23 protein-coding genes and 1 other RNA gene are annotated in these 20,742 nt (G+C 72.9%); 12 read left to right on the top strand and 12 right to left on the bottom strand.

From position 1 onward, the window contains the following. Window positions 1-37: 37 nt before the first annotated feature. From ABD979_RS07880 to ABD979_RS07865, 4 genes are all read right to left on the bottom strand, one after another. On the bottom strand, window positions 38-955 hold the full coding sequence (locus ABD979_RS07880) for a hypothetical protein (protein WP_345506905.1): 918 nt from the start codon (window positions 953-955) through the stop codon (window positions 38-40). A gap of 109 nt (window positions 956-1,064) precedes the next feature. Further along, a complete protein-coding gene (locus ABD979_RS07875) occupies window positions 1,065-2,273 on the bottom strand; it encodes a Gfo/Idh/MocA family protein (RefSeq protein WP_345506904.1) in 1,209 nt (402 codons plus the stop codon). Continuing rightward, on the bottom strand, window positions 2,270-3,169 hold the full coding sequence (locus ABD979_RS07870) for an ROK family protein (RefSeq protein WP_345506903.1): 900 nt from the start codon (window positions 3,167-3,169) through the stop codon (window positions 2,270-2,272). The genes ABD979_RS07875 and ABD979_RS07870 overlap by 4 nt, the downstream gene beginning before the upstream one ends. A 46-nt stretch (window positions 3,170-3,215) precedes the next feature. After that, complete coding sequence (locus ABD979_RS07865; RefSeq protein WP_345506902.1) at window positions 3,216-3,626, bottom strand: VOC family protein; 411 nt, start codon at window positions 3,624-3,626, stop codon at window positions 3,216-3,218. Window positions 3,627-3,980: 354 nt separating this feature from the next. Here ABD979_RS07865 and ABD979_RS07860 point away from each other — a divergent pair, with 354 nt between their 5' ends. After that, on the top strand, window positions 3,981-5,312 hold the full coding sequence (locus ABD979_RS07860; RefSeq protein ID WP_345506901.1) for a hypothetical protein: 1,332 nt from the start codon (window positions 3,981-3,983) through the stop codon (window positions 5,310-5,312). A 52-nt stretch (window positions 5,313-5,364) separates the two neighbouring features. Here the strand turns inward: ABD979_RS07860 and ABD979_RS07855 are convergent, their stop codons facing one another. After that, complete coding sequence (locus tag ABD979_RS07855) at window positions 5,365-5,724, bottom strand: winged helix-turn-helix transcriptional regulator (RefSeq protein ID WP_345506900.1); 360 nt, start codon at window positions 5,722-5,724, stop codon at window positions 5,365-5,367. A gap of 72 nt (window positions 5,725-5,796) precedes the next feature. Between ABD979_RS07855 and ABD979_RS07850 the strand changes: the two genes are divergently transcribed. Then, complete coding sequence (locus ABD979_RS07850; RefSeq protein ID WP_345506899.1) at window positions 5,797-6,207, top strand: RidA family protein; 411 nt, start codon at window positions 5,797-5,799, stop codon at window positions 6,205-6,207. A 41-nt stretch (window positions 6,208-6,248) separates the two neighbouring features. Here ABD979_RS07850 and ABD979_RS07845 read toward each other — a convergent pair whose 3' ends face one another. Together ABD979_RS07845 and ABD979_RS07840 are read right to left on the bottom strand one after the other, a co-directional pair. Further along, entirely contained in the window at window positions 6,249-6,608 is a 360-nt protein-coding gene (locus ABD979_RS07845; protein ID WP_345506920.1) for an SbtR family transcriptional regulator, read from the bottom strand. Further along, window positions 6,551-6,841 (bottom strand): TetR/AcrR family transcriptional regulator, encoded by a 291-nt coding sequence (locus ABD979_RS07840; protein WP_345506898.1) that lies wholly within the window; start codon window positions 6,839-6,841, stop codon window positions 6,551-6,553. Before ABD979_RS07840 ends, ABD979_RS07845 begins: the two co-directional genes overlap by 58 nt. On the opposite strand from ABD979_RS07840, the gene ABD979_RS07835 reads away from it, so the two are divergent. Continuing rightward, complete coding sequence (locus ABD979_RS07835; RefSeq protein WP_345506897.1) at window positions 6,832-7,788, top strand: NADP-dependent oxidoreductase; 957 nt, start codon at window positions 6,832-6,834, stop codon at window positions 7,786-7,788. The genes ABD979_RS07840 and ABD979_RS07835 overlap by 10 nt on opposite strands. 11 nt (window positions 7,789-7,799) lie before the next feature. Continuing rightward, window positions 7,800-8,264: a hypothetical protein gene (locus tag ABD979_RS07830; protein ID WP_345506896.1), complete on the top strand. Its 465-nt coding sequence runs from the start codon at window positions 7,800-7,802 to the stop codon at window positions 8,262-8,264. A gap of 11 nt (window positions 8,265-8,275) precedes the next feature. Here ABD979_RS07830 and ABD979_RS07825 read toward each other — a convergent pair whose 3' ends face one another. After that, the gene (locus tag ABD979_RS07825; RefSeq protein WP_345506895.1) at window positions 8,276-8,500 is read right to left on the bottom strand and encodes a GNAT family N-acetyltransferase; all 225 of its coding nucleotides are present in this window, start codon (window positions 8,498-8,500) and stop codon (window positions 8,276-8,278) included. A gap of 374 nt (window positions 8,501-8,874) precedes the next feature. Between ABD979_RS07825 and ABD979_RS07820 the strand changes: the two genes are divergently transcribed. The 6 genes from ABD979_RS07820 to ABD979_RS07795 all read left to right on the top strand — a co-directional run bounded on the left by ABD979_RS07820 (window position 8,875) and on the right by ABD979_RS07795 (window position 14,469). Then, window positions 8,875-9,111 carry a hypothetical protein gene (locus tag ABD979_RS07820; protein WP_345506894.1) on the top strand — a complete coding sequence of 79 codons (237 nt, stop codon included), beginning with the start codon at window positions 8,875-8,877 and terminating at the stop codon, window positions 9,109-9,111. Then, entirely contained in the window at window positions 9,105-9,650 is a 546-nt protein-coding gene (locus tag ABD979_RS07815; protein ID WP_345506893.1) for a GNAT family N-acetyltransferase, read from the top strand. The genes ABD979_RS07820 and ABD979_RS07815 overlap by 7 nt, the downstream gene beginning before the upstream one ends. A gap of 494 nt (window positions 9,651-10,144) precedes the next feature. Further along, complete coding sequence (locus ABD979_RS07810; protein WP_345506892.1) at window positions 10,145-10,897, top strand: AAA family ATPase; 753 nt, start codon at window positions 10,145-10,147, stop codon at window positions 10,895-10,897. Window positions 10,898-10,971: 74 nt separating this feature from the next. Further along, window positions 10,972-12,564 carry a DNA polymerase IV gene (locus ABD979_RS07805; protein ID WP_345506891.1) on the top strand — a complete coding sequence of 531 codons (1,593 nt, stop codon included), beginning with the start codon at window positions 10,972-10,974 and terminating at the stop codon, window positions 12,562-12,564. 170 nt (window positions 12,565-12,734) lie between these two features. Further along, complete coding sequence (locus tag ABD979_RS07800; protein ID WP_345506890.1) at window positions 12,735-13,034, top strand: WhiB family transcriptional regulator; 300 nt, start codon at window positions 12,735-12,737, stop codon at window positions 13,032-13,034. Window positions 13,035-13,194: 160 nt separating this feature from the next. Continuing rightward, entirely contained in the window at window positions 13,195-14,469 is a 1,275-nt protein-coding gene (locus ABD979_RS07795) for a helix-turn-helix domain-containing protein (protein WP_345506889.1), read from the top strand. 192 nt (window positions 14,470-14,661) lie between these two features. Here ABD979_RS07795 and ABD979_RS07790 read toward each other — a convergent pair whose 3' ends face one another. The 3 genes from ABD979_RS07790 to ABD979_RS07780 all read right to left on the bottom strand — a co-directional run bounded on the left by ABD979_RS07790 (window position 14,662) and on the right by ABD979_RS07780 (window position 18,771). Beyond that, window positions 14,662-15,576, bottom strand: a complete 915-nt coding sequence (locus ABD979_RS07790; RefSeq protein ID WP_345506888.1) for an SDR family NAD(P)-dependent oxidoreductase — start codon at window positions 15,574-15,576, stop codon at window positions 14,662-14,664. A gap of 893 nt (window positions 15,577-16,469) precedes the next feature. Further along, window positions 16,470-16,865: RNase P RNA component class A (rnpB, locus tag ABD979_RS07785), an RNA gene on the bottom strand. A 112-nt stretch (window positions 16,866-16,977) separates the two neighbouring features. Further along, window positions 16,978-18,771 carry a SpoIIE family protein phosphatase gene (locus ABD979_RS07780; protein ID WP_345506887.1) on the bottom strand — a complete coding sequence of 598 codons (1,794 nt, stop codon included), beginning with the start codon at window positions 18,769-18,771 and terminating at the stop codon, window positions 16,978-16,980. 66 nt (window positions 18,772-18,837) lie between these two features. Between ABD979_RS07780 and ABD979_RS07775 the strand changes: the two genes are divergently transcribed. Beyond that, entirely contained in the window at window positions 18,838-19,236 is a 399-nt protein-coding gene (locus ABD979_RS07775) for an ATP-binding protein (RefSeq protein ID WP_345506886.1), read from the top strand. 37 nt (window positions 19,237-19,273) lie between these two features. Here the strand turns inward: ABD979_RS07775 and ABD979_RS07770 are convergent, their stop codons facing one another. Then, complete coding sequence (locus tag ABD979_RS07770; protein WP_345506885.1) at window positions 19,274-19,582, bottom strand: STAS domain-containing protein; 309 nt, start codon at window positions 19,580-19,582, stop codon at window positions 19,274-19,276. 199 nt (window positions 19,583-19,781) lie between these two features. On the opposite strand from ABD979_RS07770, the gene ABD979_RS07765 reads away from it, so the two are divergent. Then, window positions 19,782-20,738 carry a hypothetical protein gene (locus tag ABD979_RS07765; RefSeq protein ID WP_345506884.1) on the top strand — a complete coding sequence of 319 codons (957 nt, stop codon included), beginning with the start codon at window positions 19,782-19,784 and terminating at the stop codon, window positions 20,736-20,738. The last annotated feature ends 4 nt before the right edge of the window (window positions 20,739-20,742 follow it).

Genomic DNA, 20,742 nt, shown 5'->3' with positions numbered 1-20,742 from the left:
ACGCGCCCGGGCCGACGGCCTTCCGGCTGACGTCAGCTCAGGCCGGGTGCCGCCAGTCGCGCCGGGTCGCGACGAGCCAGTACGCCACGAAGAGGCCGATCTCGACGTACTCGGTGACGATCACCGCGTAGGGCACCTCGAGGGCGATGCAGATTCCGCCGACGACGATGCCGCCCCACATCGCGACCATGATGACGAGGTAGCCGCGGCGGGCGGCGTCGGACGACGGCTCCCAGTCCGCGTTCTGCTGCGGCGTCCGCGCCCGGTCCGGCAGCGCGTGGCTCGCGACCGCGAACGAGAGGTTGCCGATGAGCAGGCCGGCCGCGGTGAAGTGCAGCAGGCCGAAGATGCTGAGCCCGAAAAGCGTCTCCCGCCCGACGAGCACGCCGCCCACGACCAGCACGAGGAAGGCGATCTGCGCCACCCACGAGACGACCGCGAGCACTCCGGACAGCCTCGACTCGCCCGGACTCCACCGGAGCGCCTCGGAGTGGAAGAGCCGGTAGTCGAGGAAGACGAACACCGCTGCGATCGCGAGGAAGGAGGTCAGCACGAAGCGCAGGTTGGTGAGCAGCTGCGCCCGGGTGACGACGTCGCCGGTCGTGATGGACGTCGTGGCCGCCGCGTCGAGGACGGCGGTGAAGTTGTTCGGCACGAGCGCGACGAAGAACGCGTTGAACCCGGCGAAGTTGAGCGCGTAGTCCTCGAGCTTGGCCCGCCCCTTGTAGGCGATCATGCAGACGCCCGACGCCATGAGCGCGCCGACGAAGACGTCGCGCACCGGCCCCTGGTAGGAGTCGCTGATCGACTCGCGGAACTGCCAGCCGCGCGACCCGGCCTCGAGGACCGTCGCGAGCAGCAGGAAGGCTGCCGGCAGGACGAGGATCATCCGCAGGTAGCGATACGTCAGGAGCGGCGTGCCGTCCTCCCGAGCCGTGGGGCTCCGGGTCGTCATGTCGTTTCACGGTACTCGCGACATCGGCGACCGGGGCGGATTCGCCGTCTGTGCAGGGAAGCCGAAGACTCACTGCCCGTGCGATCGCCGTGCAGCGCTCTCCCGACGGTCAGGTCGAGGGGCCCGGCTGTCGCACCTGGTGACCGCGGAAGTAGTCGGCGATCTCGACGGGCACCGGCGGCACCCGCTGCGGTGTGGCGCCCGTGCGCAGCGACGTCGTGGCGGCCACCCCGGCCGCGACGGCGTCGCGCGCGGCGAGCGGTGAGGTGTCGGTGGGGCTCCCGTCGCGCGCGAAGCGCACGAACTCGGCCACCGTGAGCGCGTCGGCGTCGCCGTGCCCGTCGGCGTCACCGACGATGGGGTGCTGCAAGTGGCCCCGCTCGAGGAAGCCGCTGCGCCGGTTCCACACCCGCACCTCGCCGCCCTCGCCGTCGCCGAAGTTCTCGAGCCGGCCCTCGGTGCCGATGACGGTGTAGCTGCGCCAGTAGTCCGGGGTGAAGTGGCACTGCTGGTAGCTCGCCAGCACCCCGTTGCCGAGGCGCATCGTCATCATCGAGACGTCCTCGACGTCGATGACCGGGTTGAGGTCCGTCTGCGCGAGCGGCGGCCAGTGGTCGGTCGAGTACCAGTCGCGCATCCGCCGGTCCGAGTTGTCCCGTCGGGACGTGACGTCGCCGTAGACCATGAGGTCGCCCATCGCGACGACCTCCTCGGTCGACGACCCGGCGAGCCAGTGCATGACGTCGATGTCGTGGGCGCCCTTCTGCAGCAGCAGTCCCGTCACCCGCGAGCGGTCCGCGTGCCAGTCCTTGAAGTAGAAGTCACCGCCGGACCCGACGAAGTGGCGGCACCAGATGGCGCGCACCTCCCCGATCTCGCCGCGGTCGATGATCGCCTTCATGAGGCGCACGACGTGCATGTGGCGCATGTTGTGGCCGACGTAGAGCCGCGTGCCCGTCCGGTGCGCGATGGCGAGCAGGTCGTCGGCGTCCTCCGTCGTGATGGCGAGCGGCTTCTCGACGTATGCCGCCACCCCCGCCTCGAGCAGCGCCGCGGTCACCGCGTGGTGCGTGTCGTCGGGGCTCGTGACGATCGCGGCGTCGAGGTCCGGGTGGTGCGCCAGCAGGGTGGCGACGTCGTCGTAGCGCGGGACGCCGACGCCGAAGAGGTCTGTCACCCGTTGTGCGACAGCCGGATCCGGGTCGACGGTGGCCACGAGGACCGCCCCGGCGGGCTCGACGTGCTGGGCGAGACCGGCTCGTGCGCCGACGCCGACGAGGGCGATGCGGAACGGCTGGGCGTCGGAGGGAGGTGTCACGAGCGACTCCTGGAGGTGGTGGGGACGGTGGGGAGTCCGTGGGCGCTTCCCTCTGTCGCGAGGGGCGCGAAGGCGGCGAGGGCCGCGAGCCCGCGCACGACCATCGACCCGGGGTCGTCGTCGACGTCGAGGCGGCAGCGCTCCCACGCCTCGGGCAGGGCCGCCTCGCCCGCGGCCGCGACGACGGCGTCCGCGTACCCGGCATACCTCGTGGCACCTCCGCCGAGGACGACTCGCTCCGGGTTGAGGAGGGTGACGAGCATCCCGACGGCACGGCCGAGGGCCGTGCCCGCGCTCGTGACGACCCGGACGGCACGCGGGTCCCCTGCGGCGAGGAGACGCGCCACCTCGGGCCCACGCCGGCCTAGGGTCCGTTCGATGCTGCGCCCGGACGCGACCTCGTCGAGGACCGGTCCCCCGCCACCGGTCAGCGATGTCGGCACGCTGCCCAGCTCACCCGCCCATCCGGAGCTGCCGGCGAGCACGCGTCCGCCGGTGAGCACCGACGCGGCGATGCCGGTGCCGGAGACGACCGCGACCACGTCCTGCAGCAGCGGCTCGCGGTGACACACCCCTGCCAGCGCGGCCCGTACGTCGTTGACGACCACGGCGGCCGGACCCACCGCGGTGGGCGCGGGCGACCACCCGGCGAGCCGCGGAAGGACGTCGGAGACGAGCACCCGACCGTCGTCGACGAGTCCCGGGACCGCGACCGCCACCGCCGACGCGTCGGGGTGGGCCTCGACGAACGCGCCGACGAGGGCGTCGAGGCGGGCGCCGTCCGTGTCCGGACCCGTCTCGTGGCGTGCCTCGGCACGCACCCCGCCCTCGGCGTCGCACGCCCGGAGCAGCAGCTTGGAGCCGCCGACGTCCGCCACGACCACCAGCCCGGTCATGCGCGTGCCTCGCAGGTGGGCGCCGTCACCGCGACGACCTGACCAGTCACGCCCCGGTGGGCCACACCGGCCCCGCCTCGGTCCACGTGACGCCGGCGTTGCGGCACAGGCAGAACGGATGCCCGACCGGGTCGGCGTAGACGCGCCAGCCGTGGCCGTCGCCCCCGACCGCGTCGTGGAGCAGGGTCGCGCCCAGTGCCACGACGCGCGCGTGCTCCGCCTCGACGTCGTCGACCTCGAAGTCGAGGTGGAACTGCTTGGGGTGCCCGCCCCCGGGCCACTGCGGGGCGCGGTAGTCCTCCACGGGCGTGAAAGCCAGCTCGACCGGCCCGACCTGCAGGCCCGCCCAGCTCGCCCGACTGCCGGGCTTCACCGGGAGCCCCGTCACCTGGGAGTAGAACGCGGCCAGCTCCAGGGCGTCGGGGCAGTCGATGATGACGTCGGTGAGTCGGAGCACGCCCGGATCCTGCCACAGGGGCACGGCCCCGGTCACTGCCCGTTCCAGGTGCTCCGCCGCCCACTCGACGAGGTGACGCGGTCCAGCGAGCCCGCTCGAACCGCGCCATGGCGCACTTCCAGCCACCCGCCGACCCGTATGCCCGCTCGAACCGCGCCATGGCGCACTTCCAGCCACCCGCCGACCCGTATGCCCGCTCGAACCGCGCCATGGCGCACGTGAAGCCGCAGGGCGAGGGCCAGTGCGAGCGGCCGGGCGCGACCCGGGCGGCTCGGGACAAGGCGGCCGGACGGGCAGGTGCGGGCACGACAGGGGCGGGCCGGAACCCTCATGCTGTAGAGAGCAGGAGGCCCCATGCTCGCCACCACGCGATCCCGCGCCCGTCGCAGTTTCCTGCTGCGACGCTGGAGCCGGCGCGCCCGCGGGCTGCTCGGCGGCCTGCTGTCCGTCGTCTCCGGCCTGGCGCTGTGGGTCGCCCTGCTCGGCGGCATCCTCGCCGTCGGCGTCACCGTCGACAAGGACTCGGGGCTCGACCCGGCCCTGCGCCCCGAGATCCTGGCCGCCTGGCTGTGGGTCGCCGCCGTCGGGGTGTGCGCCCGGTATGCCGCGCGCACCCTCCGCGCCATCCCCCGGCGAATGGTGTTGTGGCTGCGCCGGTTCCGGCACACCGACTCGATCCTGGCCGTGTCGACCGCGCTCGACCACCTCGGGCACTCGTGGCGCGTGGTCACCCTGGACGACGCGACGGCCGAGCCCTCCGGCGCGGCGGCCGGCCTGCGGCTGACCACGTCGGCGGCCTCCGTCGTGCACCGCGGCGTCGCGGCGATCACGCGGTGGATCTCGACGTGGGGCGTCTGGGTGGTGCGCGCCTACCTGGCCGCCTGGGTCGCCCTGGTGGCCTGGACCGTCGCGCACGGCGAGCCGTTCGCCGTGCTCGACGCGCTCGGCGGCGACTGGCGGCAGTGGCCGGTGCCCGCCGTCGTGGCCGCCAGTCGGTTCCTCGCCGGCGCGGCCGTCGTGACCTTCGCCGGGCTCCTGGGCTTCGTCGCGGTCTACGTCGTCCTGCTGCCACTGCTGCCCGTCGTGATGATGGCCGGCTCGGTCGGCGAAAGCGTCCGGCGGGCCGAGCTCCACAAGCGGCAGACCGTGACGACACTGGCCGAGCTGACGCAGGTCTCCGCCACGGTCGCCGCGGGATCCGGTGCGGCGGTGGCGCCCCGACTCACCGTGCTCACGGTCGCCACGCCCATCTGGCGCGAGGCCGTGCTCGCGATGGCCAACCGGTGCCACGCCGTGCTGCTCGACGTGTCGACCGCGTCCGAGGCGCTGCTGTGGGAGGTGCGCGAGCTCGGGACTGGTGGCCCACCGGTGGTGTTCGTCGGCGAGGAGGCCGCAGTGACGCGGCTGCTCGCGCCGACCGGTGCAGGGCTGGGCGCCGAGGACTCCGCGCTGCGCCGGGCGCTCGACGACTGCGAGGTCATCACCTACCGCACCACCGCGTGGGGTCGGGTGCGCTTCCAACGCGCGCTCTACGGCGCGCTCGAGACGACCGCGCCGCCACGGCTGACCCTCGCCGGTGCCCGTCGGTGGGCCGTGACGTGCGTCGCGGTCGTCGTCGTGGCCGTCGGATCGTGGCAGGCGATCACCATCGCGGCGGCGTGGCCGTGGTCGCGGCTCGTCGACTAGCGGTCGGCTCGGGTCGCGCCTGCCCTGCACGTGTCGCCGGGGAGCTGGCTCGTCACGCGTCCAGTTTGTCGTGTCGGTCGCGGGCCCGTTCCACCGCAGGCAGATTCGTCTCGCACCAGCGCAGAATCGCGTCGACGGGTTCGCGCAGGGTCTTGCCGAGCGGGGTGATGCGGTACTCCACCGCAACCGGGCGGGCATCGAGCACCGTCCGCACGACGATACCGTTGCGCTCCAGCCGCCGCAGCGTGGCGCTGAGCGACTTCTGGGAGGCGGGGACGCGACGGCGCAGCTCGTTGAAGCGGCACGGACCCTCGCAGAGCTCCTCGAGCACGTGCACCGACCACTTGTCGAGCACCTGGTCGAGCAGCTCGCGGTAGGCGGGGGTGGCGAGGGCACCTGCGGTTTCCGTCACGGCACCTAGGCTAGTTGAAGTGCCTTCTGCGCACCAGGTATCACTGGGATACCTACTTCAGAGAGGTCACCCATGACCACCCAGCTCCTCAACCCGGCCGCCCTCCCCCACGTGCCGATCTACCACCAGGTGGCGGTCACCGACGGCGCGCGCACCATCTACGTCGCGGGCCAGGTCGCCGTCGACGCCGACGGCACCCGGATCGGCGACGGCGACCTCGCGGCCCAGGTCGCACAGGTCTACCTCAACCTCCACGCGGCCCTCGCCGCAGCCGGCGCGAGGTTGTCCGACCTCGTCAAGGTGACGGCATACCTCGTCGACTGGCGACCGGAGAAGATGGCCGACGTGCGCGACGGCATGGAGCGTGCCGCGCGAGCGCTCGGCGTCGAGGTGTCGCTCCCGCCGCTCACCGGCGTCGGCGTCGCCGCCCTGGCCGAGCCCGGCCTCCTCGTCGAGGTGGACGGCGTCGCCGTGCTGCCGTGACGCCGGCGGCGGACGTCTCGACCGCTCAGCCGTCGGCCGCCTCAGCCGTCGGCCACCTCGGTCTCACCGTCCGCACCGTCGCCGCCTGCCGCCGCGCCCGACCCGGTCAGCAGGGTCGTCAGCACGAGGTCGAAGAGGCGGTCGGCCCGCGCCTTCTGGCCGGGCTGGTCGCCCAGCCAGGCGAGGGCGGACACCAGGACGAAGAGGTCGGCACCGTCGACGTCGGCGCGCACCGCGTCGGCCGACTGGGCATCGGCGAGGAGGCGGGCTCCTGCTGCCTTGAGGGCCACGCACGAGTCGTGGAGCGCCGACTCCGGCTCCTCGATCGCCCGCACCATCGAGGTCACCACGCCGTGGTACTCGGTGGTGAAGGTGACGAACTCACGTAACCAGCCTGCCAGTGCGGCAGCGGGCGCCGCCCCGAACGAGCCTCGTCCGCGCCGGCCGTCAACGCGTCGAAGCTCGACCGGAGCAGGGCCGCGAGCAGCGCCTCCCGGCTCGGGAAGTGCCGCAGCAGGGTCGCGAGCCCGACGTCGGCGGTGCGGGCGATGTCGCGCATCGAGGCCTCTGCGCCGTGCTCGCGGATGACCGCATCGGCGGCGACCAGCACCCGGTCGCGCACCCGTGCCGACACCCGGACCGGGCGAGCTCCTCGTGCGGGTGCACGCCGTCGGGCTCAACCCGCCGGACTGGTACGCCCGCGAAGGTATGCCGGGTGTGCCCGAAGCGCTCAAGCCGCCGGTCTCGATGCCGCTCGTCCCCGGCACCGACGTCTCGGGCGTCGTGGCGGCCGTCGGTCCCGACGTCGACGACCACCTCCTCGGTTCAGAGGTGTTCGGGCTGCTCAACTTCCCCGTCACCCTGCAGGCCGGCGCCTACGCCGAGTACGCCGTCGCCCGCGTCGGCGACGTCGCGCCCAAGCCGGCGCAGCTCGCCCACGCGCACGCGGCCGCGCTGCCGATGTCGCTCCTGACGGCCTGGCAGTTCCTCGTCGAGCTCGGGCACGGGCACCCGTCGCCGTTCCAGGCCGCCCCCCACGTGCCGAAGCCGCTGGGGCCGGGCACGACCGTCCTCGTCAACGGCGCCGCCGGTGGCGTCGGGCACCTCGCCGTGCAGGTCGCGAAGTCGTGCGGCGCCCGAGTGATCGCGGTCGCCTCGGGTCGCCACGAGGCCTTCCTCCGCGCCCTCGGCGCCGACCAGTTCATCGACTACACGGTGCAGTCGCCCGAGGACGTCGTGCGCGACGTCGACGTGGTGCTCGACTGCGTCGGCGGCCCGACGAGTCGCCGCTTCCTGCCGACGCTGGCCCGGGGCGGCCACCTCTACCCCGTCTACTTCGGCGAGTTCGACGACGAGGAGAACGCCCGGCTCGGCGTGACCGTCACCTCGACACAGGTGCGGTCCAGCGGTGCGCAGCTGGCGGAGGTCGCCCGGCTCGTGGAGGACGGGAGGCTGCGCGTCGCGATCGACAGCAGCTTCGCCCTCGCGGACGCCCGGGCCGCGCACGAGCGCGCGGCGGGTGGCCACCTGCAGGGCAAGATCGTGCTCCGCGTCGCCCCCGGAGAGGATGCGGCAGCCTGATGACGGCGCCCGTGAGTGGGAGCACCTCGCCCGACCCGCTCCCCCGGCTCGCCCCGGGGACGCGCGCATGGTTCGAGATGGTCGGCCGGGTGGTCTGCGACACCGCCGGATCGGTCGGCCTGCCTGCCGACCTCGACCTGTCGATGGTCGAACGCTACAGCGACGGCGCGCCGCTGCCCGACGGCCCGGAGCACCTCGTGCAGGGCATCCGCATCGACGTCGTCGCGGGCCGGGCCTCCTTCCGCGTCGGCGTCGGGGCGCACGAGACGGCGGACGTCACGGTGGTGGTGACCGCCGACGGCGCCCGTCGCCTCAACGGGCTCGTCGTCGGCGACCCGGCCCACGCCGCGACCCGCGAGGCCCTCCTCCGATCGGGCGAGCTGCGTGTCGAGGGCGACCCGTCGCCGCTCGCCGCGGTCCTCGCCGGTGCGCACGACCCGATCGTCCACCGCACGCTGCCGGCCGCGGCGCGGTAGGCCGCCGCCGGTCAGCCCCGGCGCAGGGTGTCGATGAGCACGTCGGAGCCCGGGCGCAGCGGCTGCACCTCGCCCGTCGCCTCGAAGCCGTGCCCCAGGTAGAGACGGCGGGCGCGGTCGTTGCCCTGGGTGACGTGGAGCACGACGGGCCGGCCCTCACGGTCGGCCCCTGCGAGGAGCTGCTCGAGGATGCGTGCGCCCAGGCCCTGACCTCGCGACGTCGGGTCGACCCACATCCCCACACGAACGCGTCGTCGGCGTCACCGGGGAGGTGCAGGCCGCCCATGGCGACCGGACGGTCGTCGGTGAACGCGAGCACCACCGGGCCGGAACCGGCGGCTCGCGCACGCCACACGTTCGGAGCCTGCGCGGACGCGTCGTCCAGCAGGATCCCGAAGGCGTCGGGTGAGTCCGCCAGGGCCCTCAGGCGCACGGCCCGGAAGTGCTTCCAGTCGCTCGGTCCGATGGTTCGAAGCTGCATCCCCATCGCCTGAGGCTATCCGCCGGTCGTGCTGGAACTCGGCATGCTCGTCACAGCTCAGGCTGCACGACGGAGAGGGCGACATCCCGAGGCACGTGTCGATGACGGGTCCGCAGTACCATCCCAGCCATGCGCGAGCGGATGCGGACCTGGTCACGCCGGAGGCGCGTGACGTTCGTGCTACGCCTCGCCCTCGCCTCGTTCCTCATCCGCCACGCCGTCCTCCGACTTACCGACTCCCCAGCGGTGCACCTGACGGTCAGCACCGTGCTCGTGGTCGTCCTCGGCTGGGTCACCGCCGCCTTCTTCCGCGTGCTGCTGGCCGAGTCGGCCGAGGAGGCCGAGCGCAACCCGAGGCCATGGTGAGTCCCGGCCGCGACGGTTCCTCGCAGCCCGACGTCCTGCGGACCCCGCGCCTGTCCCTGCGGCGGCCGGTGCCGGCCGACGCGGCAGCGGTCCTGCAGATCCTCTCCGACCCGGCGGTCGCCCGACACCACCCGTCCGAGCTGGTGACCGAGCTCGACGACGTCGAGGCTCTCGTGCGGCGTTGGCTGGGGCACTGGGAGCAGCACGGCTTCGGCAACGCCTGCGTCTTCGAAGAGGGCACGGGCCTGCTGGTGGGCAACGCCGGAGTCCGGTGGACGACCGTCGACGGCGGCCGGGGACTCAACCTCATGTACCGCTTCAGCCCTGCGACGTGGGGACGGGGCTACGCCACGGAGGCCGCGGACGGACTGCTGGGCTGGGTGCGGGCGGCGCTCCCCGACGAGCTCGTCGTCGCACGGATCCGCCCCGCCAACCTGTCCAGCCAGAGGGTGGCGACCAAGGTGGGCCTCCGCCGGGATCCTGACCTCGACGCGCAGGGTGACGACGGGGTGGAGTGGGCGTTCACCAACCGCTCGTGACGTCGGCCGAGGGATGTCGGCCACTGCGCTTCCCCGAGCGCGGCACCCATCGTCCCAACCCGTCCGGGGAACGGGCAGAGTGCAGGCACCGAACGACGTCAGGTGGCGCCATGGCGAGACAGGCTCCGGCGGGCTCGGCGCGACGACGGTGGACCGTCGCGTGGATCGTGCGGGTCACCCTCGCGGCCGCCGTGGCTGGCGCGGTGTGGGTCGCCGATCGTGTCTTCGACTCGGCCTGGGTCGCCGCCGCTGTGGGCAGCCTCGTCCTGACGACCCCGTGGACCGTCTATCTGCTCGTCACGCACCGTCGAAGCAGTGCCGGCACTGGGGAGATGTGGAACGGAGCCGTCCGGCGCCGACGCCGGAGGAGCCCGGACCCGACAAGGAGTCGCCCCCGACTCGATGACCTGACCGCGACACGGCCGATTCGACGACCTCGAACCGGCGCGGTGCCGGCGCCGTCGACACGGCCGAGCCCCACGTAGGCTCGCGCCATGGGGGCCACTGCACCGGAACCGGGGTCGTTCACGCCGCTACCCGTCCGACGCGTCCGCCGCTCCGAGGACGCCACGCTCCAAGCCGGCGAGTGGCCCGCCACCCTGGCACCGATCGCCCACGTCCTCGAGAAAGGGCTGGAGCTCGGCCCCACGACCATCGTCGTCGGGGAGAACGGGACCGGAAAGTCGACGTTCGTCGAAGCAGTCGCCACGGCATACGGGCTCGGCGCGGAGGGCGGGTCCACGGGGGCCAGGCACACCACCCGGCCAACGGAATCGCCTCTCGCGCAGTCGATCTCGCTCCTGCGCGGGGCCGGCGCGTCGCGGTGGGGATACTTCCTGCGCGCCGAGACCATGCACGGCCTCTTCACCTACCTCGAGGACAACCCGTCGCGGCGCGGTGAGCCCGCCTTCCACGAGCTGAGCCACGGCGAGTCCTTCCTCGCCATGCTCAACAGCAACCGGTTCACGGGCGAGGGCTTCTTCGTCATGGACGAGCCGGAGGCGGGCCTGTCGTTCCACGCGCAGCTGGCCCTCGTCGGGGCGCTCATGCAGCTCGTCGGCCAACCCGGCGTGCAGGTCCTCGTCGCGACGCACTCCCCCGTGGTCGCCAGCGTCCCCGGCGCACGCATCCTCGAGTTCGACGACGACGGCATCCACGAGCGCGCCTGGGACGAGCTCGACGTCGTCGACCACCACCGCCGCTTCCTCGAGGCCCCCGAGCGCTACCTGCGCCACCTGCTCCCCTGAGACACCTCGGCGAGCGCGTCGAGCTCGGGGGCACTCCACACGGACGTGTCGGCATACGGCACAGTGAGGGACGTGTGCAGCAGGGCACGAGAACTGCTGCCTCCACGGGGAGACGGCGGGAGGAAGCGGTGCGTCAGGACGCGAGCGTGATGCACGTCGACGCCGACTCGTTCTTCGCCTCCGTCGAGACACGGCACAAGCCGTCCCTGGCGCGCACCCCGGTCCTGGTCGGCGGCGCGGGCCCCCGAGGGGTCGTCGCCACCGCCAACTACGAGGCGCGCGCCTTCGGATGCCGTTCCGCCATGCCGATGTCCCAGGCGCGCGTCCTGTGCCCCACCGCGATGGTGCTCACGCCCCGGTTCGGCGCGTATGCCGCCCACAGCGCGCTGATCATGGACACCCTGCGGCAGCTGTCGCCCCTCGTGCAGCCGGTCAGCCTCGACGAGGCGTTCGTCGACCTGGCCGCGGGCCCCTTCGCGGCCGACCCGGTGGTCGCCGCCGACCTCGCACGCCGTCTCGTCTACAACCGGTGCGGCCTCGTCGTCTCCGTCGGGCTGGGACGTTCGAAGCTCATCGCGAAGCTGGCCTCCGACGAGGACAAGCCGCACGGGTTCACCGTGGTGCCGGGTGACGACGAGGACGAGTTCCTCATGCCGAAGCCGGTGGGCGCGCTGTGGGGTGTCGGGCCGGCCACGCAGGCGACCCTGCGCACGTTGGGCATCCGCACGGTCGCCGACCTGCGCGCGGCAGCGCGGGATGAGCTGGTGCGGGCCCTCGGCGAGGCGGCCGGGTGGAACCTGTATCGGCTGGCGCGCGGGGACGACCCGCGACCGGTCGTCGTCGAACGCGAGGCCAAGAGCGTCGGCGCGGAACAGACCTTCGCCCAGGACCTGCTCCGCTGGGAGCTGCCGGGCGCGCTCGACGCCGTGTTGGCGCGAGCCCTGCGTCGGCTCGCCCGTCACGGCGGGGGTGCCCGGACCGTCACCGTCAAGGTCCGGCTGTCCGACTTCACGACGCTGACCCGCTCGGTCACGCTGGCCCACCCGACCGCCGAGGCCGACCAGCTCCGGGAAGCCGCCACTGCGGCCCTCACAGCGGCGAAGGCGGTCGAGCCGGTGCGGCTGCTCGGAGTGTCGCTCTCCGGGCTCACGCACTGGGCGCAGCTGCGCCTGCCGGAGGACGCCACCGGCTCCGGCGTCGAGGACCCGGACTCCCTGAAAGTCACCACCGAACCGCTTTCCGTCGGAACAGCTCCGGGCGAGCCGCTCCCGGCGGTTGAGGGGACTGGATCACGTGACGGCGAGGTCCTCGACGAAGCTGCGTTGCGATCGTTCGCGGACGACGAGCCGGAGGACTCCGACGAGGAGCGGCTTCCCGCGCCACTGACCCTGCACACCGTCGCGGTCGGGCTCGACGTCGCACATCCGGAGCACGGCGCCGGCTGGGTGGTGAAGTCCGAGGACGGCCACGTCACGGTGCGGTTCGAGGGCCCGGGCACCGGACCGGGCCCGGAGCGCACGTTCGACGTCCGCCGGGAGCCGTTGATGCGCGTGGCCCCGCCGGAGCCGTGCCCTCCGCCACGCCTCACGTCCCTGGCCGGCCTGGGCGAGGTCGAGGACCTCACCGCGAAGCTGTTGCTCCCGGGCACGGCGCCGCCAACCCCATGAGATCCCTTGCGCTGATCTTGCGCGAACCCATAGGCGCAGGCGGTGTCGCACCACGGGTTGCGCTCGTAGTGTCCTTCTCGGGCCTGGGAAGCCCGATGGCCGGGGCCGGTGGGACGGACCGGGTCGGTCCGGTGGTCATGGGGCTCCGGGCCTGGGGAGGGATGGTTGACATGAGTGCTGGCGCAACGGCGGATCTGTGGGTGGACGAGTGGGCCAAAGAGGCCAGCTGTTCCGGCCAGGACCCTGAGGCGTTGTTCGTGCGGGGCAAGGCCCAGCACGACGCGAAGGCGATCTGCAAGACGTGCCCGGTGCTCGCGCAGTGCCTGGCAGAGGCGCTCGACAGCCGGGCGGAGTTCGGTGTGTGGGGAGGCATGACCGAGCGGGAGCGCCGAGCCCTTCTCCGGAAGCGCCCGGACATCGCGTCGTGGAAGTCCGCGCTGCGGTCCGGCATGGCCTCGCAGGCCCGGTAGCCGGCTCCACCGGCGCTCCACCACTGCTCCATCAGGCTGCTCCCGCAGCGCGGCACCGTCTCGTGACGCGACCGTGTCTCAGCGTCCGGGGCCGCGTCATCGGGTGACGTCCTGGATCATCTCGTCGAGCCTCGGGCCACCGACGTGACGACTCGGGGCTGTGGAGCCGCACGCCGAAACGCCCTTGCAGCCGGTAAGGGAGCCTTCGCGCCCCTCGGACAGCAACGGCGCTCCCACCGACGTGCCCCTGCGCGATCGCGTTCTCGCTCAAGGCGAACGCCCATCTGGTCAGCAGCCGGTGCGCCTCGCGCAGGCGCTGCGCGGGAGCGACCTCGTGCGTGTCCGCGCTCCCACGACTCCGCTCGATCTGGAACGACCCGTCGGAGGGCAGGAGCGCCTGCGCACACGACTGCCCCGACGCGACCACGCCCTTCTCGACGATGAGCCACGAACCGTCACCCGCCGCGAGGTCCTCGACGCCGCAGTCGTCGAGGCGGTCGTGCGCGTGCCCCGCTCCGGCCTCACCGGCGGCGCTGAGCCGGAGACCCTCATCGGTTCACGGTTCACGGCTCACGCGGCAGCCGCCGCGCGGCCGCCGCGCGACGGACTCCCTAGGCTGGTTGCCATGGTGGAGCGGGCAGCGTTCGGGGAGTTCCTACGGGCCCGGCGGGAGCGGCTGAGCCCCGAGGACGTGGGGCTGCCACGGGGACCACGCCGGCGTGTTGACGGGCTTCGCCGCGAGGAGGTCGCTGCGCTCGCGGGGATCAGCCCCGACTACTACATGCGCCTGGAACAGGGCCGAGACCACACCCCGTCGACGCAGGTGGTGAACGCGATCGCCGGTGCGTTGCGGCTGGATGCGCCCACGACGGCATACCTGCACCGCCTGACTCACGGCGCAGGGCGTCGTCACCGCACACGACCCCGCGCGCTGGCGCCCGGGCTGCGTGACCTGCTGCTCACCCTCGAGGGCACCGTGTCCGCGTTCGTCCAGGACGAGGTCTTCGAGGTGGTCGAGGCCAACGCGCTGGCCACGGCGCTGTGCCCGGCCTTCGCGACAGGTGTGAACCTCATCCGGGCGACGTTCACGGAGCCCGCCGTGCGCATGCTCTACGACGACTGGGAGACCGTCAGCCGGGAGGCCGTGGCCGGCCTCCGCGCGACAGCGGGTGCCGAGGCCGAGAACGCGCGGCTCACGGACCTGGTCGACGAGCTGTCCCAGGCCAGCCCGGAGTTCCGGCAGCTGTGGAACCTTCACGAGGTCGTCCCCAAGCTCGCCGGTCGACGCATGATGCACCACCCCGTCGTCGGCACGCTGAGGCTGCACCACGAGAAGCTGCCCGTACCCGGCAGCGGCGGACTGATGCTCGTCCTGCACCACCCGGAGCCCGGAGACGCCGCATTCCGTTCCCTCGTTCGCACCGTCGCGCACTGAGCTGCACGATCGGGGCGGTCACACGAGAGCCCGGGCGCCGCCGCCGACGCTCGACCACGTCGACGACGCGGTCGCTCGCGGCCAGACGTGAAGCGTGGAGCCGGGCTCTGCGAGATGTTCCGGTGCTGCCGAGGTCGTGGTGTTCGCGAAACCTCCTGTCGTGGTGCAGGTCTCGCGGTCTTCGAGGTGGAGTCAGCCGAGCAGTGCCAGCGAGCGTTCCCACAGACGATCCGCGTTGTCGGGGTCGATGGCGTATGCGGCGACACCGTCGAGCTCCGGGGTGCGGTGGGTGACGACCTCGGCTTCGTTCCCGTCCTCGAAGTAGCGCCCGCCAACGCCTTCCAGGAGGGGTGACGTCGCGAGGAGCAGGGTGGTGGCTGCACCCTGCTGCGGTGTCTTACGGCGCTCGGCCGGGGTCCGGAGGCCACCGGTGTGGCGCTGCAGATTGGTGGCGATGGCACCGGGCATCACTGCGTTGGCGGTGATGCCGTCGGCGCCCCACCGCCTGGACGCCGCGACCGCGAAGAGAGTCGTCGCAGACTTCGACTGCCCGTAGGCCACGATCGGGTCGTAGGGCCTGAAGTCGAAGTGCAGGTCATCGAAGACGACAGGTGAGAAGAGGTGGCCGCTCGAGCTGACGGAGACGATGCGAGCAGCTCCGGCCTCAGCCAGGGCCGGGTGCAGGCCCTGGGCCAGTTCGAAGTGGCCCAGGTAGTTCGTCGCGAACTGCAGCTCCCAACCGTCGGGTGTGCGCTGCAGCTCGGGGATGGCCATGACGCCCGCGTTGTTGATGAGGATGTCGAGCGGCCCGTCCCAGCGGGCGATGAAGTCGTGGATGCTCGCACGGTCGGCGAGGTCCAACGGAAGGACGCGCAGGTTCTGGTGGCCGGTCGAGGCGGCGACGTCGGCGGCCGCCCGATTGCCGGCCTCGACGTCGCGCACCCCCATCGTGACGTCCGCGCCGAGGGCGGCCAGTGCTCGGACCGTCTCCAGGCCGAGGCCCGAGGCGCCGCCCGTGACGACGACCGCCTTTCCGGTCAGGTCGATGCCCCTGGTGACCTCGGCGGTGGTCGAGGCGAAGCCGAACGGGGTGGTGATGCGTGCCATGGGTTTCCTTGTCATGAGGGCTCATCGATCGAGTGGTGCTCGACCGTCGACCCGGTTCAACGCCGTGCTGGCCTCCGGCCCTCCCGCCCAGCCAAGCCCAGCGCATCCTGGGTACGCCGGGGCTACCGTGTCGCTACCGGCGCCGCTGAGACCGAAGTCGCCGAGGTCGCGGCGACGGGCTCTCGAGTCCGGGGCACCGAGCCTTCGTCGTGAGGCACGAGACGACGGAGGATGGACCCTTCCTGTTCGATGCGGACGCGCGCGTGGCATCTGGGCGTAACGTAGTGCTGCCCGGTCGCCGGACCACGCCGCGTTGACGGAGGCGTGCGATTCACCGCGGGTCATGTCCGGACAGGGAGTCCTCCCAGCACATCACGAGCAGGTCGTACCGGTAGCTCGACGCCCTCGGACGACGAAGCTGCCACCCGTCGTCGGGTGCAGTCTCGAGCAAGTGCAGCGCTCCCCCAGCGACGCCCCGTACGGAGTCGTCGCTGGGGCGATCGAACAACGGGAGCAGCACCTCGCGCTCTTCTGCAGAGAGCGCTTGCGGAACGGCCGCGATGGCAGCGGCGAAGTGGTCGACGGAGCGGGCGTCCAACGCCTCCTCTGGCGGTAGGGGCCCGAACGCAGCCAAAGCCCGAACCTCGGGTCGAACGGAGCTGAGGCACTACTGCGCCTTGCTGCCCATCCGCCACGGCGAGTCCGTCAAGACGGTCCAGGCCCGGCTGGTGCACGCCAGCGCGAGCGAGACGCTCGACACCTACAGCCACCGATCGCCCGACCACGACGAGCGCACGAGGGCCGCCGTCGACGGAGTCCTCCGAAATCTGGCGGACTTATTCAGGACTAACGGGGGTGAGGAGACACATCACCGCAGGTCAGGGGCCTGAAAGTGGATGAGTCGGCCGATACGCCGGGTTCTGTTCCGCTCCCCCGTTACCAGGAGTGCGGCGACGGCCATCCATCTAGGCCGACCATTGCTGGCCGGCTCGAGCGTCCTACCCGCGCACTCGACCGGGCCGGTCTCCCCGACGCCCGAGGGCGTCGATCATGCGCTGTCTGGACTTGCTCCGAGTGGGGTTTACCGAGCCGCTCCAGTCACCTGGAGCGCTGGTGGTCTCTTACACCACCGTTTCACCCTTACCGGCTGCCGAAGCATCCGGCGGTCTGTTCTCTGTGGCACTGTCCCGCGGGTCACCCCGGGTGGCTGTTGGCCACCACCCTGCCCTGTGGAGCCCGGACGTTCCTCGGCAGGGCCGAGGCCCTGACGCGACCGTCTGGCCGACTCATCCGCGCCCATCATAGGGCCCGTATGCCACCGGTCCCGTATGCGCCCACCTGCCCCGGGCGACCGGGTCGCCCCACGCCCCGGCGGGCCCTGTCAGAGCGTGTCAGAAACGGTCAGAGGCGGCGGAAGGCGAGCACGGCGACGTCGTCGTGCCGGTCGGGATCGGAGACGAGCTCGGCCAGGTCGGCGAGGACGAAGTCGAGCTCGCTGTCGTCGTCGACCTGCGTGAGCAGCTCGCGGGCCGCGAGCTCGAGCCGGTCGAGACCCGTGCCGATGCCCTCGCTCCGGCGTTCGACGAGGCCGTCCGTGTAGAGCAGCAGCAGGTCGCCCCGGCGGAACGGCAGTCGCACCGAGCCGCGCGGCACCTCGCCGAGGCCGTGGACCGGCGAGCCGTTCTCGGTGACGAACCGCACCTCGCCGTCGTGCACGAGGACGGGCGGCGGGTGGCCCGCCACGACGAGTGCGAGCTCGTCCGCGGCCGGGTCGAAGAGCGCGTAGACCGACGACGCCATCTGGGTCGGCGGCTCGACGCCCATGAGCCGGTCCATGGCGCCGGCGACCGCCTCCGGGGACGGGTCTTGGGTCGCGAGCACCCTTGCGGCAGAACGCATCCGGGATCCGGCAGCCGCTGCGTCGACGCCGCGACCCATGACGTCACCGAGCACGACGCTGACGCGCCCGTCGTCGAGCACACTGACGTCGTAGTAGTCCCCGCCGACGTCGGTGCGGCCGGCCTGGCGGTAGACGGTGCCGATCTGCCAGCCGTCGGGCTCCGGCAGGTCCTGCGGCAGGAGGGTCGCCTGCAGCACCGCGGCGACCCGGCGCGTCTGCGAGTAGAGGTCCGCGTTGTCGATCGCGAGCCCCGCACGGCGGCCGAGGTCCTCGGCGAAGGCGACGTCCTCGGCCGTGTAGCGCCGCCCGGACTCGGCGGCCGCGAACGTCAGGACGCCGAGCACGCGCTCCTTGGCCGTGAGCGGCACCGACATCGCGCTCTGCAGGCCGAGCCGGCGCGCGAGCGCGAGGTGCTCCTCGTCACGGGCAGCGGTAACGAGCATCTCGTCGGTCACGGACTCGAGCAGCACGCTCTTGCCGGTGCGTGCCACGTAGGCGGCGGAGCCCGGGCGCTCGGGGTCCGGCGGCCACCGGGTCTCGAGGTCCTTGGCCAGCTGCACGCGGTCGGGGTCGGCGTGCGCGACGGCGAGGGTGCGCAGCACCCCGTCGTCGACCATCTGCACCGCGCACCAGTCGGCGTGCGCGGGCACGGCGAGCGAGGCCACCTGGCCGAGCGTCTCGCGGTAGTCGAGCGAGCTCGCGAGCGCCTCGGACGCGTGCGCGAGGAACTCGAGCTGGGCGGCGCGCGCCGCGCTCTGGGACTCGGCCCGCAGCCGCAGCATCGTCTGCGCGCAGATGTCGCTCAGCACCCCGAGCACCGACAGCTCCTCCGGCTCGACGGGCTCGTCCCGACCGTCGAAGCGGAAGCCCACGGCGCCGATGACCCGGCCGTCGGTCCGGGAGATGAGCGGGAGCGTCACGGACGACCGCTCGGTGCCGTCGTCGAGGAGGGGGTAGCGCCGCGCCATGTCGTCGCGGCTCCGCACCGAGACGACCCGGCCCGTGCGCACCGCCTCGGTGAGCGGCGACGCGGTCTCGAGGTCCCAGGTCGCCCACTGGCGCGCCTCGACCGGCGTCAGCCCGTGGGTGGCGATGGTGCGCAGCCGCGTCTCGCCCAGCCGCACGGCGAGCACGGCCCGCGAGGCGCCCATGACCTCGGAGGCTCCCTCGGTGATCGTCTCCGTCAGGTCGTCCATCGTCGTGGCGGAGGCGACGCGCGCTGCGATCCGGGCGAGGGCGGCGACGCGGGGGGCCACCGCAGGGTCGGTCCCGAGCTCCTGCCACGGCACATTCATGGCGACATCTTGACACCCGGACGAGCCAAGTGCCCACGCATGGCGCAGAAGTGGGAGCATGACCGGGTGACAAGCGGGTCGGTCGTCGCCGGGAGAGAGATCGGCCGCGTCGAGTTCGGCCCCGACGACCTGCGCACGGTCCGCGAGATCGTCCGGGCGGTCGCCGTCGAGCGCATCCCCGACCGGGTCGACAACGCGGTGCTCGCGGTCTACGAGGTGGCGGTCAACAGCATCGTCCACGGCGGCGGGCACGGCCTCCTGCGCATCGACGAGACGCCGGGCGCCCTCGTGTTCACCGTGGAGGACGACGACGGCACCGGCTCCGCACCCCGGCTCTCCGAGGTCGACACCCTCTCGACGAGCGGGCGCGGCCTGCTCATCGCCCAGCGCCTCAGCGACGAGCTGACCATCGAGTCGGGCGCCAGCCGCACCCGCGTGGGCGTGCACCTGCACCTCGCGTCCTGAGCCGGGCCCGAGGCCGGCCCGACGCCGGGGCCGCCCTTCACGTCGCGTCGACGACCTCGATCACCTGGTCGAGGTGCATGAGGCGCACGAGGCGCAGGGTCGACTCACCGCAGAGGAGTCGCAGCCGCGCGCCGGGGCCGGCGGTGCGGTGGTAGAGCCCGATGATGGCCCCGAGACCCGAGGAGTCGAGGAACGTCACGTCCCGCAGGTCGACGACCACGTCTCCGCCGGTCGGCACCTCGAGCTCGTCGAAGGCGTGGCGGACCTCGGGCACCGTGTAGGTGTCGATCTCCCCGCTGAGCCGCGCCGTCGTCGTGCTGCTCGACGTCGAGACGGTGACGCTCATTGCTTCCCTCGGCTTCGGACGGACGGGTGGACAGGGACTCGACGCCCTCCGGTAGCGCCACGGTAGGGGGTGGCCGCACCGGGTGCGGGCGAATCGAGGTCAAGGCGTGACCCTCGTCACACCTCGCTGGTCTCGTCAACGAACCGGGCACCCCGTTCGTCGTGCCAGGGAGACGACGATCGCAACCGACCTCAGGACCATGACCGACCAGAACCCCTCCCTGCCCGACATCCGACCCAGAGCAAAGTTGCTCGATCTCTCCCTGACCCAGCTGCTCGGCGGCTCCATGGCCGCTGCCACGGCCGCCGCGCTGGGCTCGCGCCTCGGCGTCGTCGGCACCATCGCCGGTGCCGCCGTGCTCAGCGTCATCTCCGCGGTCGCGGCGAGCCTCTACACCGGCTCGATGGCGCGGGCGCGCGAGGTGGTCGTGCTCGTGCGCAACCGGCGCGGCGAGCTCGAGCCGGCGACCTCCGCGCAGCGGTCCCGATGGATCTCGGCCGAGACCGAGGGCTCGACCCCGGGCCTGGCCCGGGATTCGACCCTGGACCCGACCCTCGACACGGCCCTCGACACGACCGCGGGCCCCCACCTTCGCTCGACTCCAGCCCCGACCGGGGCGTGGCGCCTGCGACGGCCGGACCGTGCCACGACGCGCCGCATCCTCGCGACGACCGGCGCCGTCTTCGCCCTGGCCGCGGCCTTCGTCACCGGCGTCCAACTGACGACCGGCGCCCAGGTGACCGGCACCAGCATCGGCGGCCGTGCCGTGGCCGGCTCGGGCGACGGCACGACGGGCCGGTCGGACGGGGACGGCGGCCCGGCCTCCCCCGCCTCCCCCGCGAGCACCACGTCCGCTCCCGCCACCCCCGCGGCGACGCCGTCCACCGACGTGCCGGGCAGCACCCCGTCCGGCGACCCGTCGAGCACGCCGTCCGGCTCCACCGAGGCCCCGGGGGCCACCTCCACGGCTCCCGCTGGGACCGGGCCCGCGCCGACGCCCAGCAGCGCGGTCGGGACGGGCGGCGCCGGCGCGACGGACGGCTCGAGCGCGGGCTCAGGTGCGGGCTCAGGTGGAGGCTCGGGCGCTGGCGCCGACACCGGGGCCGGCACGGCACCGACCGCCCCCGTGGCACCGACGGGCACCCCGGCACCCTGACTCG

The organism is Terrabacter aeriphilus (assembly GCF_039542985.1).
Lineage (GTDB): Bacteria > Actinomycetota > Actinomycetes > Actinomycetales > Dermatophilaceae > Terrabacter > Terrabacter aeriphilus.
Note: the sequence above shows the minus strand (reverse complement) of the source record. Positions and strands in the feature narration are given on the sequence as shown.

Coding starts and splice junctions, on each gene's coding strand:
- ABD979_RS07815 (WP_345506893.1), top strand. CDS start 9,105: ATGGTGAGTCCCGGCCGCGACGGTTCCTCGCAGCCCGACGTCCTGCGG.
- ABD979_RS07880 (WP_345506905.1), bottom strand. CDS start 955: ATGACGACCCGGAGCCCCACGGCTCGGGAGGACGGCACGCCGCTCCTG.
- ABD979_RS07765 (WP_345506884.1), top strand. CDS start 19,782: ATGACCGACCAGAACCCCTCCCTGCCCGACATCCGACCCAGAGCAAAG.
- ABD979_RS07810 (WP_345506892.1), top strand. CDS start 10,145: ATGGGGGCCACTGCACCGGAACCGGGGTCGTTCACGCCGCTACCCGTC.
- ABD979_RS07770 (WP_345506885.1), bottom strand. CDS start 19,582: ATGAGCGTCACCGTCTCGACGTCGAGCAGCACGACGACGGCGCGGCTC.
- ABD979_RS07790 (WP_345506888.1), bottom strand. CDS start 15,576: ATGGCACGCATCACCACCCCGTTCGGCTTCGCCTCGACCACCGCCGAG.
- ABD979_RS07850 (WP_345506899.1), top strand. CDS start 5,797: ATGACCACCCAGCTCCTCAACCCGGCCGCCCTCCCCCACGTGCCGATC.
- ABD979_RS07825 (WP_345506895.1), bottom strand. CDS start 8,500: ATGTGGGTCGACCCGACGTCGCGAGGTCAGGGCCTGGGCGCACGCATC.
- ABD979_RS07800 (WP_345506890.1), top strand. CDS start 12,735: ATGAGTGCTGGCGCAACGGCGGATCTGTGGGTGGACGAGTGGGCCAAA.
- ABD979_RS07780 (WP_345506887.1), bottom strand. CDS start 18,771: ATGAATGTGCCGTGGCAGGAGCTCGGGACCGACCCTGCGGTGGCCCCC.
- ABD979_RS07820 (WP_345506894.1), top strand. CDS start 8,875: ATGCGCGAGCGGATGCGGACCTGGTCACGCCGGAGGCGCGTGACGTTC.
- ABD979_RS07860 (WP_345506901.1), top strand. CDS start 3,981: ATGCTCGCCACCACGCGATCCCGCGCCCGTCGCAGTTTCCTGCTGCGA.
- ABD979_RS07870 (WP_345506903.1), bottom strand. CDS start 3,169: ATGACCGGGCTGGTGGTCGTGGCGGACGTCGGCGGCTCCAAGCTGCTG.